Origin of the sequence: Gardnerella sp. DNF01144 (assembly GCF_049244245.1) — a bacterium.
Lineage (GTDB): Bacteria > Actinomycetota > Actinomycetes > Actinomycetales > Bifidobacteriaceae > Bifidobacterium > Bifidobacterium piotii.
Map to the genome: position 1 here is coordinate 1,353,210 of NZ_CP058390.1, position 11,663 is coordinate 1,364,872.

11 protein-coding genes are annotated in these 11,663 nt (G+C 42.3%); 7 read left to right on the top strand and 4 right to left on the bottom strand.

Annotation, left to right across the window (positions count from 1 at the left end):
• Nucleotides 1-13 precede the first annotated feature (13 nt).
• The 4 genes from HXT36_RS05605 to HXT36_RS05620 are packed head-to-tail and all read left to right on the top strand — an operon-like array spanning nucleotide 14 to nucleotide 3,370.
• Nucleotides 14-916 (top strand): efflux RND transporter periplasmic adaptor subunit, encoded by a 903-nt coding sequence (locus HXT36_RS05605; protein WP_421778727.1) that lies wholly within the window; start codon nucleotides 14-16, stop codon nucleotides 914-916.
• A complete protein-coding gene (locus HXT36_RS05610; RefSeq protein ID WP_016636352.1) occupies nucleotides 913-1,623 on the top strand; it encodes an ABC transporter ATP-binding protein in 711 nt (236 codons plus the stop codon). Before HXT36_RS05605 ends, HXT36_RS05610 begins: the two co-directional genes overlap by 4 nt.
• A complete protein-coding gene (locus HXT36_RS05615) occupies nucleotides 1,607-2,818 on the top strand; it encodes an ABC transporter permease (RefSeq protein ID WP_016636351.1) in 1,212 nt (403 codons plus the stop codon). The genes HXT36_RS05610 and HXT36_RS05615 overlap by 17 nt, the downstream gene beginning before the upstream one ends.
• Before the next feature lie 27 nt (nucleotides 2,819-2,845).
• Nucleotides 2,846-3,370 (top strand): hypothetical protein, encoded by a 525-nt coding sequence (locus tag HXT36_RS05620; protein ID WP_016636350.1) that lies wholly within the window; start codon nucleotides 2,846-2,848, stop codon nucleotides 3,368-3,370.
• A 44-nt stretch (nucleotides 3,371-3,414) separates the two neighbouring features.
• Here HXT36_RS05620 and HXT36_RS05625 read toward each other — a convergent pair whose 3' ends face one another.
• The gene (locus HXT36_RS05625) at nucleotides 3,415-4,674 is read right to left on the bottom strand and encodes an MFS transporter (protein WP_421778728.1); all 1,260 of its coding nucleotides are present in this window, start codon (nucleotides 4,672-4,674) and stop codon (nucleotides 3,415-3,417) included.
• A gap of 138 nt (nucleotides 4,675-4,812) precedes the next feature.
• On the bottom strand, nucleotides 4,813-6,342 hold the full coding sequence (locus tag HXT36_RS05630; RefSeq protein ID WP_421778729.1) for an aminotransferase class I/II-fold pyridoxal phosphate-dependent enzyme: 1,530 nt from the start codon (nucleotides 6,340-6,342) through the stop codon (nucleotides 4,813-4,815).
• Between the two features lie 297 nt (nucleotides 6,343-6,639).
• Here HXT36_RS05630 and HXT36_RS05635 point away from each other — a divergent pair, with 297 nt between their 5' ends.
• On the top strand, nucleotides 6,640-6,906 hold the full coding sequence (locus HXT36_RS05635; protein ID WP_016797389.1) for a hypothetical protein: 267 nt from the start codon (nucleotides 6,640-6,642) through the stop codon (nucleotides 6,904-6,906).
• A gap of 47 nt (nucleotides 6,907-6,953) precedes the next feature.
• On the opposite strand, the gene HXT36_RS05640 is transcribed toward HXT36_RS05635, so the two are convergent.
• Nucleotides 6,954-7,790: a nitroreductase family protein gene (locus HXT36_RS05640; protein ID WP_421778730.1), complete on the bottom strand. Its 837-nt coding sequence runs from the start codon at nucleotides 7,788-7,790 to the stop codon at nucleotides 6,954-6,956.
• 122 nt (nucleotides 7,791-7,912) lie between these two features.
• Between HXT36_RS05640 and HXT36_RS05645 the strand changes: the two genes are divergently transcribed.
• Both HXT36_RS05645 and HXT36_RS05650 read left to right on the top strand, forming a co-directional pair.
• The gene (locus HXT36_RS05645) at nucleotides 7,913-8,746 is read left to right on the top strand and encodes a histidine phosphatase family protein (protein ID WP_421778731.1); all 834 of its coding nucleotides are present in this window, start codon (nucleotides 7,913-7,915) and stop codon (nucleotides 8,744-8,746) included.
• Between the two features lie 153 nt (nucleotides 8,747-8,899).
• On the top strand, nucleotides 8,900-10,243 hold the full coding sequence (locus tag HXT36_RS05650) for an ABC transporter substrate-binding protein (protein WP_016636342.1): 1,344 nt from the start codon (nucleotides 8,900-8,902) through the stop codon (nucleotides 10,241-10,243).
• 228 nt (nucleotides 10,244-10,471) lie between these two features.
• Here the strand turns inward: HXT36_RS05650 and HXT36_RS05655 are convergent, their stop codons facing one another.
• Complete coding sequence (locus tag HXT36_RS05655) at nucleotides 10,472-11,491, bottom strand: LacI family DNA-binding transcriptional regulator (RefSeq protein WP_421778732.1); 1,020 nt, start codon at nucleotides 11,489-11,491, stop codon at nucleotides 10,472-10,474.
• Nucleotides 11,492-11,663: the final 172 nt, after the last annotated feature.

Here is an 11,663-nt window from a genome sequence, read left to right on the forward strand (position 1 = left end):
GGAGATTTGTGTTATGCGTAAGTTTACGACAGTACTCTTGCTTGCTGCTCTGCCAGTGTGTTTGCTTACTGCATGCTCTGGTAGAGCAGTTGATAATAGTCAGCAGCAGGCACAACACGATTCAGTTCCACTTGTTTCAGTCAAAAAACAGCCTTTAACACAAGTTGTGTCGGGTAAAGCAGCAATAGAGCAATCGTCTACCTTTGTTATTACTGCTGTAAGTAGAGGGAATTTTTCTCCATCGGTAAAAGCAGGCAGTACTGTAAAAGCTGGAAGTGTTCTAGGCTACAATGCTGGTAACAAAATTATTGCTCCCGTAGACGCTAAAGTTGTGTCAGTAGCTGAATCATCTGCGGACGTGCCTAAATCTTTCCCACTATTCACTCTTAAATATGAAGGTTTTTCAATAAGCCTTAATGCAAAATCTTTACTTCGTTCTGCGGATATTACAGATGTTAAAGGTCGCTTCCAAGTTGAAGATGGTGTTGGGCCAACCAATTGTTTGCAAATAGTACAAAGCGGTGGAACTTCTACCGATATTGCAGCCTCGGGTAGTAGCAAGAATGATAGTGCTGATTCGACTCAAACAGATGAGTCGAGTTTGCAAAGTGCACCTAGTGTATCGTCAAAAGTTTTAACGTGTTTAATAGATAAAAGCGCAGAAGTAGAATCAGGTCAAAATGCGACGCTTGTTTTTAATGGCAAGCATAAACAATCAGTTCTAACACTGCCCGTTAGTGCGGTTGCTGGAAGAGTCCAAAAAGGCTTAGTCTCATACAAGAAAGGCGATAATTGGGAGCGCAAAGAAGTTGGTCTTGGAATCAGTGACGGCGCTAATATTGAAATTACGTCTGGCTTGAATGAGGGTGATGTTGTAGCAGGTGTTTCTCCTGATCTCATTCCAGGAGTGCAATGATTATGGAGAACAATCCTGTTCCACTGGTTGAACTACAAGACGTGTCAGCGCGTGTAAAACTAGGCAATGGCGAATGGCTTACCACTGTTAGCTCTGCTTCTATGTTACTTAATCAAGGTGAAACATACGCGGTAGTTGGCAGGTCTGGATCTGGCAAAACGAGTCTTATTTCTATTATTGGATTTTTGAATAAAAATTTTACTGGAAAATACTATTATTCTGGCAAGTCAATCCAAAAGTGTAGTGATAATACAGTATCGCATATGCGCGCTCGAAATATTGGTTTTGTTTTTCAAAACTATTCGCTTATTAAGCATTTAAGTATTAGAGAAAATGTTGAGTTGCCGCTTTTATACGCAGGACTACAACAAAGCAAGCAGACAAGAAGAAAAACGATAGAAGAAGCATTATGTGATGTTGGATTGCAAGATAAACTAAACGAATACCCTGGAAGGCTATCAGGCGGTGAACAGCAGAGAGTCGCGATAGCGCGTGCTCTCGTCACTAATCCCGAATTACTTATTTGCGATGAGCCAACTGGTGCGCTCGATAGTAGTACGGGAGAAAAAGTGCTTCAAGTGTTGCATGATCGTGTTCAAGAATCTGGAACAACATTACTATTAGTCACTCATGATATGAAAGTGGCTCGTTCTTGCTCTCACATTTTTACTATGGAAGGCGGTGTTCTTTATGATCATGCTGCTTAAAGATTTACGCCTGTCTCCTATGAGATCCTTCCTCACAGGTTTTTCAATGTTTATCGGCATCATTGCCGTTATTGCGTCAGTGCTTATCGGCACGGTTGGTAAGGACTATCTTATTGCAACTAACGAACAGCTAAACGGTCGTAGACCAACATATGAGATTACTTTTTCAGCACAAAATTTTGACGAATATTCAGTATTTAACAAATTCTTAAATCGCATTGAATCCGCAAACCGTAACGCTAACGTTATGCTACAACCAAACACTGGACTACTGTTTAGCGCTTCTATGCCAGCCTCGAAGAGTGTAAAAATAAGCAAAGAATATAAGACTGGCAATCTTCAATATACTGACGCTGTTTACACTACGGCAGGATACAACAAAGTTTATAACTTACCTATTGTAAGTGGAAGATGGTTTAGTAATAGCGATAAAAGCAACGCATTAGAAATGGTAGTAAACCAATCTGCCAGCAAAAGATACAAGATTGGTGAAGTAGCATTTATTACTTCTCGCAAAACAACACAAATGAGTCCTATAAGGATTGTTGGAGTTGTGAACGATGGTGTAGACTCAGCAAAAGTATACGTGAATATTCTAGGATTATTACGTTATGCTCCAACTCTTTGGGAATATTCTGGAAAATCGTCTCAAGGCTCAATCTACTGGTTGAATAAAGAAAATCGTTCTCAAAAATCAATTAAATCTTATGTTTCAGATGCTCTTTACGACTGTTGTGGTGGACAAGTAAACGAAATTAGAAGACATGATAATAGTGATGATTACGAGAATGTTATAACAGTATTGCAATTAAGTTTTGCTATCGTAGCAGCATTATTGCTTTTTGTTTCCGCGCTAGGTTTAATCAATATTGGTTTAGCATCGTTGGAGCAGCGCACACATGAACTGCTTATACGCAGAGCTTTGGGTGCTACTAGATGGTCGATTGCTTCACTCGTGTTAGGCAGCGCGATTATTTTAGCGCTGATAGTTTCGATTGCTGCTGTTGCTGTTTCTTTTGGCCTTGTGTCTATAGCATCAAGTTTTTGGGATGCAGCAAGCCCAGTTAGTCCGCCAGTTTACCCATATGAAGCCGCTATTGGAGCTGTTATTGCGGCTTTTATTACAGCGCTTGCTGGAAGTGCGGTGCCAGCAATAAAAGCATCGCGTTTACAACCAGCATTAGCATTGCGTTAATTTTCAAAAAATAAGAAAGAAGGAATAATGAATAATCATAATATTGGTAAAGCAACTCTTATTGTTGGTGTGCTTAGTGCGCTTCTTATGTTTAATGCGTGTGGAGGAATAGGCAACAATAATGCGAGTGGTATGGGTGGCGCGCGCTCGCAAAATAGTTCACCTAGAGAGACTGTTGATTTTGCTCATATAGAGAAGGAATACCAGGAGTCCGTTGCAAAGCTTAGTTGGCCTGAAAAATATAAAGCTCCTGCAAACTTGGTTGGAGAAGAAAAAGACAGCCAGTTCCAGAGTGGATATGGTGATACGCAAGCATCTAATTATTATCAGTGTGCTTGGGAGCGGCAATGGCTAGATACGTATGCTAGTGATGAACAAGCGGCAAGTAAAGCTTTGCGTGAGCTCGAAAAAGTGCCTAGCATGCCGTTTATGGGTCCAGATCGTTGTGATGATGCAACGAGAAACTTTTTCAAAGAGCACATGCGTAAAGCAAAACTAGGAGATCCGTCAGGATTCCAACAGGATGTGCAAACTAATTGTCCTGTGATGTAATTGCATTTGTATAGCTTTATTGTGCTTTCGCGCTAAATAGCTTGTTATATGCTTCTTTTTACCCATGTTGATGGTGTCCAATAATCTTTGGTAAGCATTGATGGGTATGTTTGTTTACGAGCTTGAATAATCCATAAGGCTATACCTGTTGAAACAAGTATTACGCCAGAAGCAATCATTATGAATAATGATGAATTTAGATTTCCCCATGCTAGTACGCTTGCATACCCTACGATAATGCCGCATTGCTCCATAATAGAAGTAAAAGTAGTAGTTGCGCCGAGAATGTGTGTTGGTATGCCGTCGAGAAGAGCTGTTTGCCCATAGACAATAGTGGCGTCAAAAATAATACCTGCAATGAAAGCAGAGCAAAGAAAAAGAGTAATCCAATTATTGAGTGCAAAAATAAGTAAAGGAATAGAAAGGAATCCAGGTAATAAAATAGAGTATAAAATCTCATAATGCAGCACAATGTATTTGCATAATAGCGAACCTACAATCATGCCAATGTTAAATATGCTGACTATTGATCCCCAAGTGGATGCCGAATGAAAAAGTGTAAGACAATGGTGTGCTCCCATTAGTCTGAATGCAGCAAGCCATGAGCCTGATTGTAATGCGGATACTACTCCTAAGACTATTAACCATGGTGTAGATTTCATATAGTATAGAGAAGCTGCAAAACCAGCAGTTTTATTGCTTCCTGTTTTATTGTTTGCGCTATTTTGTGCTTGCTGGTTTAGATTAACTAACAGTAGAGGTAGCGCCGCTAATATCATCACAATAGCAATGCTCGTAAAGAAAATGAGAGGATTGCATATATCAACAAATATGCCAGTAATCGCTGGTGTAGCAAGCCTGCTGAGATTAATCCACATACGCACGCTTGCTAAAAATTTGGTTTTTTCTCCAGTTGGTACGCTATATGCCATTAATACTTTTTGATTAGGCGAAGAAAATGCAGTAAAGAATCCGAATATTATGCCGAGTAGCGTAACCATAATAGCAATAAGATTATGCTGTGCTACTAGAGCGAAACCGTATCCAGTACACAACAAGGCAAAACAAAACGTTAGCGCTATAAACAATCTAGTTGGTGGATATTTATCTGCGATAATGCCGCCAAGCGGTGCTGCTATGCAGGTCATAAGTGCTACCGATACCGCGTTAAGTGCTGCGTGAGATAAGTCGACATGCATTAAAAGATATAGACTCACGCCAAATCTACAGCTTGTTAAAAGAAAAGCATTAAGCGATAAAACGGATATAACCAACCCCGATCGTACTCGTGCTGCAGTGTTCATTGCTTACTCTTCTTACTTTTCTTTCTTTCATATTATGAATGATATGTGTCTTTCGATATGTACACCTTTATTTACACCTTTTTATGGACTGTGAGCGAAATGAGTGTTTTATTGCAGTTTGCAAGCAAGATGCATAAATTACTGGCGATAGTAGGAGAGGAAGCTGGAGAGTTTGCCCATTGCATCGCGAAGCGTTTGCAAGCGTGGCAAATAGACTACGCGGAAGTAACCTGGAGTCTGCCAATTAAAGCCTTTTCCGTGCACAATCAGCAACTTCTGATCGCGCAGCAAATCAAGCGCAAACTGTTCGTCGTCGTGAATGTTGTAGCGAGCAGGATCGAGTTTTACAAACATGTAGAAAGCAGCATCTGGTCGCTCAACGCTTACGCCATCCATCTCCTGAAGTGCGTTATAGCAATACTCGCGCTGCTCATACACGCGACCGCCCGGCTCCAAATACTTTTCAACGCTCTGGTATCCGCCCAAAGCAGTCTGAATAATCGACTGCGCAGGAACGTTCGAGCACAAGCGCATATTAGACAGCATGTTAAGCCCCATAATGTAGTCGCGAGCCTTGGATTTATCTCCCGAAAGACTCATCCAACCAATACGGAAGCCAGCAATCATATGCGACTTAGAAAGTCCGCTAAAAGTTACGCAGAATACGTCTGGAGCGAGAGAAGCAATCGAAATATGCTTCTTGCCGTCCATAACAAGACGGTCGTAAATCTCGTCCGCAAAAATAATCAAATTAAACTCGCGCGCAACCTTAACAATCTCTTCCAAAATTTCGCGACTATACAGCACGCCCGTGGGATTATTCGGGTTAATAATCACGATTGCTTTAGTGCGAGGCGTGATTTTAGAGCGAATGTCGGCAATATCTGGGTACCAATGCGACTTTTCGTCACACATGTAGTGCACAGGAGTGCCGCCAGCCAGGCTCGCGCACGCGGTCCACAGAGGATAGTCTGGGCTTGGTATAAGAATCTCGTCGCCGCAATCAAGCAACGCTTGCATAGAAAGATTAATCAGCTCGGAAACGCCGTTTCCAGTGTAAATATCTTCCATTTGTACGCCTGGAATACCCTTAAGCTGGTCGTATTGCATAATCGCCTTGCGCGCAGAGAAAAGTCCGCGGCTATCCGAGTAGCCTTCGCAGTCAATAAGCTGCTGTTGCATATCGTAAATCACTTCGTCTGGAGCGCGGAAGCCAAAAGGCGCAGGATTTCCAATGTTGAGCTTTAAAATATGCGTTCCGTTTGCTTCCATGCGGTTTGCTTCTTCTACAACAGGGCCGCGAACGTCGTAGAGCACGTGCTCAAGTTTGGTGGATTTGTTGAAGTTTCTATTTTTGAGTGCTTCAGAAAGCTCATCTTCTGTTAATGGGCGATTTTCCTCGTGCTGATCGCTGCAATCTGCTTGCGACTTTTGCGCGGTTTTTGCGCAATAATGGCCACCTTTGATTCCGTCGTCGCTAATTTCAAGAATTTGTGCAAGCATATCTCGCACGTCTTTGCGAGGTTCAGTTTTGCCGCTTAAATATTGACTTAATTGGCTTTTGCCAAGCTTATGGCCGCTTTTTGCTGCAAGCTCGATTACGTCAATCTGCTTGTATCCTTTGATTTTCATGGCCTTTTTAAGGTCGTTTGCAAAATTTTGTGCCATAATCCGTCTTTCTTTATGCCATTTTATAGAAGCTCATAAAATCAGCATTCTTAAATTGAACAAATTTACAACAAAGTTCAAAATAGAAGCTATAAATTGAACTTTGAGGCGATTAAAAGACAATTTTACGCGTCAAAACTCATTTTGCAAGCATAAAATTGAATTTATTTTGAATTTTGACAAAATTCTGGCTGAGTAATCATTAAGAATTGAACTAAAAAGACATTAAATTGAACTTATTTTGATTTGCTGGAATATGATTGTTTGCTAATCGTCGCAGTTTGTTGCGGTGATACTATGGGTTACATGTATTTCTTTACTCCGCGCAGATGTGAATCTACTCAAAAAATAATGTATGCCAACAAAGGGCAGGCTCTTATTGCAGCGGATAAAAGTTTTACGGAACGCGGAGCAAAGCTGTGGGTTTATAAATGCGATTATTGTGGAAGTTGGCATTTAACGCATTCAAATCCTGCGATTCGTAAGTATTGCGATATGCGCTCGCGGTTTGAAACAACCAAACCTAAGTCTAGAAAACGCGGATATAAGCCGCGTATACGCTAAATAATTGATGTTAAATAATTAACACTAAAAATCAGCAAATCAATAAATCAGTACTTAAAAGTAAATCCTTGCGCATTAAGCTGCGATTCGCAACTATGGTTTTTAGCTCCAGAATCTACAGCAAGTTTTGCGATTTGCGCACTGAATGCGTCCACTGGCCTATCTGCATTACGCAAATCGTAGTATTTATGCACTCTTTCGTCGAAGTCTGCAAGTTTTTCAATCAAAACTTTATCGCTGCTAGGGTATTCATTTTCAAAGAATTGTATACTCGAGTCCATGCGCGGCTTTAATTCTGGCCTTTGATCTGGCTTGCCAATTGCAAGCCCAAGAACTGGATACGTGTATTTTGGCAACTTCAAAAGTTCAATTAAATCTGGAATATTATTCAAAATTGAACCAAGGATTACGCAACCGAGTCCAAGCGATTCTGCGGCTGTTTCCATTGCGTGTAGTGCAAGAACAGCGTCGTTTTGCGACTGCGAGAATCTGTAGCCTGTTTTAAGAGTAAAATCGTTTCCGTCTGCATCAATGCCGTTTTTACGTGCTATAGCAGCATTTCTGTGCTGGTCAATAATAAAAACATACAAAAGTGGCGCTGTTGCTATGTAAGTTTGATTTCCAAGCTGGGAAAGTTTTTGTTTAAGATCTTTGCTAGTGATTTTGATTGCAGACCAATCGTTCAAAAACTGGCTGCAAGCTGCGCGCTGTGCTGCTTCTTCCAACGTTTTTGCAATATCTTCGCCAATCGGCTCATTTTTGAAAGCGCGTATAGATCTGCGATTAAGAAGCGTTTGAATAGTTTGATTCGCATATGCATTTTGCGCGTTGTTTTGCGTATTATTTTGCTCGCTGTTCTGTGCGTTGCTTTGAGTTGACGTCATGTTTTTATATTAATGGCAACGAAATACCAATTAGAAATTGACATGTAAAAGTGTTATAAAAGTGTTATAAATGTACGAGTGAACAAGTTGGCAGCGAAGCCGCTTGATGAATGCTTGCGTTAATGCACCAAGCGCAAGCTAAGAATGGTGGTGCTAAGGCGGCGTTGGGTATGCTGAACGGTTTGAACAATATTGACATTAAAGTTAATGGCGATTTGTGCACAACGGATGCAACAGATACAACGGATTCGTACGAGATTCAAGACGTTCCAGCAACTTGTGGCGGAGCTCCCGAGGGCAGACTTGTTCTTTTGCGCCATGGTCAAACTGCTTGGAGCGAATCTGGCCAGCACACAGGCCGCACCGATATTCCACTAACGCAAGTTGGCCGCAATCAAGCTATAAGCGCAGGCGCCAGGATTCGACAGGCTTTTCCAAACGGTTTTAGCGAGGATTGCCAGTTTGTAAGCCCTCTTGTTCGTGCTCGTCAAACAGCTCAGTTGGCAGGATTTACGCATTGCACGCCGCTAGAATATGCTGCCGAGTGGGATTACGGCTGTGCAGAGGGGCGCACTCGAAAAGATGTGTCCGCTCTAAGCGGCGTTGAGTCGTGGGATGTTTGGAGGGATGGCCCTAAAGCTCTTCCAGATTTTATGCAAGATTCTTGCCAAGAGGTTCTTCCAAGTGGCGAAACAGTAAAAGTCGTGCGTTCTAATGGCGAATCTTTGCAAGAAGTTTCTAATCGTACTCAAAAAATAATCGACTCTGTTTTACCAAAGCTTAAAAGCGGCAAGGATGTGATTATTGTAGCTCACGCGCACATTCTTAGGATTTTAGCAACAAGATGGCTTGGTGTAGATGCACAGCAGGCGCGCTTGCTTCGACTAGACACCGCTCACTACAGCGCTCTTGGAACTTATAAGGGAGATCGTGTAATCGTTCGCTGGAATTGCTGATTTGTGATTGTTGCAGATTATTCGACACGCCATAATATCAACACTGCTATCGTTTGCAATATCTTTGCATTTGAGGCATAATAAAAATTGTCGAAAGGGCACCTAGGGGTGCGGCGGCCAAAAGGTAGGCCGACGGCATAGGAGAAAGGTTCGATGATGAATCGTACAATTAAGTCAACAATTGCGCTTGTAGCTTGCTCAGCAATGGCATTCGGTGCGCTCGCTGCATGTGGTTCTAGCTCTTCGGATTCTTCCGATAAGGGCAAGGTATACTTCCTTAACTTCAAGCCAGAATCTGCTGATCAGTGGAAGGAAGTTGCTAAGGAATACACCAAGAAGACTGGCATTCCTGTAAAGGTTCAGAACGCTGCTTCTGGCACTTACGAGCAGTCGCTTAAGAGCGAAATCAGCAAGGGCGACGAAGCGCCTACACTGTTCCAGGTGAATGGTCCTGTTGGCTACGCAAGCTGGAAGGATTACACTGCAGATCTTAAGGATACCGAGCTTTACAAGCAGCTTCAAAACAAGGATATTGCTCTTAAGGATGGAGACAAGGTTGTTGGCGTTCCATACGCAATGGAAACTTACGGCTTGATTTACAACAAGGCTTTGTTAAAGAAGTACACGGAGCTTAAGGATGCTAAGGTAAAGTCTGCTGAAGAGATTAACTCCTTCGATAAGCTTAAGGCTGTTGCAGACGACATTCAGGCTCGTAAGGGTGAACTTGGTGTTGATGGCGCATTCACTTCTGCTGGCTTCGATTCCAGCTCTGATTGGCGCTTTAAGACTCACCTTGCAAACATTCCTCTGTACTACGAGTTCAAGGCAGACAAGGTTACCAAGCAGCCAGCAAAGATTAAGGGCACGTTCCTTGATGGATACAAGAAGATCTTTGATCTTTACATTACTGATTCCACCACTCCTGCAACTCAGCTCAGCTCTAAGACTGGCGAGGATGCAAACTCTGAGTTCTCGCTTGGCAAGGCTGTGTTCTATCAGAATGGTACTTGGGCTTGGACCGACTTGCAGAAGGCTGGCATGAAGGCCGAAGATCTTGGCATGCTCCCAATCTACATTGGTGCTAAGGGCGAAGAGAAGCAAGGCTTGGCCACTGGTTCCGAGAATTACTGGTGCATTAACGAGAAGACTTCGGATGCTAACAAGAAGGCAACCAAGGACTTCTTGAAGTGGGTTCTTACCTCTGATTACGGCAAGGAAGCTATGTCTAAGAAGATGGGCTTCACCACTCCGTTCAAGAGCTTTGCAGATATTAAGTCTGAGAATCCTTTGACTGCTGCTGCTGTTGAAGATGCTAAGTCTGGTAAGACTCCTGTAAGCTGGAACTTCACTATGATGCCATCTGACAACTGGAAGAACGATCTTGGCTCCGCTTTGCTTGAGTACGCTCAAGGCACTGGCAAGTGGGATAAGGTTAAGAGCGCCTTCGTTGACAATTGGGCTAAGGAAGTTGCTCAGACTCACGAAGATCAGGATTAATCCTAAGAATTGGGTTAAAACTGGATTATTAAATTCATAATTTAATATATGTCATTTTTGTAATTGCATTAGCACAGTGCATTAGTGACAAGTAAAAGAGCTTCAAGCCTAATGGTTTGAGGCTCTTTTTATTTTGAGAATTATCTTGAGTAAGTTGTGGCTTGAGCTAGGTATGACTTTAGTTAGATATAGCTTTATTAGAAGAATGACCTTAGTCTAATAATGGTCTTAATTGTTTTCAAGCTGACTTGTGCTTGATCTAACTATAAGCTGTGCTGGAATGGTAATATATTTGCATTCTTCGCTTAAATAATCGCCATTAATCAGAGACAAAGTTATTTTTGCTGCGTCTGCTGCCATTTCTGCAGGGTCTTGACGAATAGTCGTAAGCCCTGTTTCTCTAGCGTAAAAACTATCGTCAAAACCAATAATCGAAACGTCTCCAGGCGCGCTGTATCCGCTTCTAGAAAGCTGGAACATAAGCGGAATTGCTATTCCGTCTTCTTGGCAGGCGATTGCCGTGGGAACGTTTACGTTGCTTAAAAGCGAAGAGACGATTAAGCTTATTCTGTCTAATCCTTCGGGAGCAACGATTTCCGTGGGCGTAATGCCGTTGATTTTGCATTCGTCAATAAAAGAGTGGTAGCGCTGCAAAACGCTAAAATGCAGTGAGATATCGCGGTTTGTGCGAATGTAGGCAATGTTTTTGTGGCCCAGTCCAATAAGATGACGTGCCATAAGCCTAGCGCCTTGATCGTCGTCTATGTTAATTGTTGCGTCAAAATCACAATCCATAGGATTCAAGCAGTTTATACCTAAGACTGGCACGCCAGTGGCCTTTAGGGAAGCAACTTCCGACTTGTTTACGTCGAAGGAGCAAACGATTACAGCGTCCGCGTTTCGGCGAGTAGGCAGCATGCTAAAGAACTCTGCGCGCTCTTGGCTGCTGGATATTTGGAAGATTGAAAGGTCGTAGCCTGCGGGGTGAAGAACTTGATTTAGGCCTTGTATAATCGACGCACTAAACCATAGCCGAATGCTGTCGCTAAGAAGAAGTGCAACTCTTAGTGTTCTGCCAGATTTTAGTGCTGCTGCGGATCTAGATATTGAAAAGTTTAGTTTTTCGGCAATAGCTAATACTTTGTTGCGCGTTGCTGCGGAAACCAAGTCTGGGCGCGTAAAAGATCTAGAAACAGTAGATACAGATACATGCGCCTGATCGGCCACGTCTTGAATATTAGCTGGCATTTGAACTCCTTTATTCGCGCAGCAAATGTTTACTCAATATCTTCATTAATATTGTTAAAATATGCGCAACGCTAGTATATGAGCAACGTGGCATATGTGAATTTTCATATGCTTATTTGCGCTCATTACACAAACGTTTGCAATACGAACAATAATAGCAGATTTTGCCGTA

Excerpts from the sequence above, each read along its gene's own strand:
- HXT36_RS05630 (WP_421778729.1), bottom strand. The coding sequence starts at position 6,342 with ATGGCACAAAATTTTGCAAACGACCTTAAAAAGGCCATGAAAATCAAA.
- HXT36_RS05645 (WP_421778731.1), top strand. The coding sequence starts at position 7,913 with ATGCACCAAGCGCAAGCTAAGAATGGTGGTGCTAAGGCGGCGTTGGGT.
- HXT36_RS05635 (WP_016797389.1), top strand. The coding sequence starts at position 6,640 with ATGGGTTACATGTATTTCTTTACTCCGCGCAGATGTGAATCTACTCAA.
- HXT36_RS05640 (WP_421778730.1), bottom strand. The coding sequence starts at position 7,790 with ATGACGTCAACTCAAAGCAACGCACAGAACAGCGAGCAAAATAATACG.
- HXT36_RS05605 (WP_421778727.1), top strand. The coding sequence starts at position 14 with ATGCGTAAGTTTACGACAGTACTCTTGCTTGCTGCTCTGCCAGTGTGT.
- HXT36_RS05625 (WP_421778728.1), bottom strand. The coding sequence starts at position 4,674 with ATGAACACTGCAGCACGAGTACGATCGGGGTTGGTTATATCCGTTTTA.
- HXT36_RS05620 (WP_016636350.1), top strand. The coding sequence starts at position 2,846 with ATGAATAATCATAATATTGGTAAAGCAACTCTTATTGTTGGTGTGCTT.
- HXT36_RS05655 (WP_421778732.1), bottom strand. The coding sequence starts at position 11,491 with ATGCCAGCTAATATTCAAGACGTGGCCGATCAGGCGCATGTATCTGTA.
- HXT36_RS05610 (WP_016636352.1), top strand. The coding sequence starts at position 913 with ATGATTATGGAGAACAATCCTGTTCCACTGGTTGAACTACAAGACGTG.
- HXT36_RS05650 (WP_016636342.1), top strand. The coding sequence starts at position 8,900 with ATGATGAATCGTACAATTAAGTCAACAATTGCGCTTGTAGCTTGCTCA.
- HXT36_RS05615 (WP_016636351.1), top strand. The coding sequence starts at position 1,607 with ATGATCATGCTGCTTAAAGATTTACGCCTGTCTCCTATGAGATCCTTC.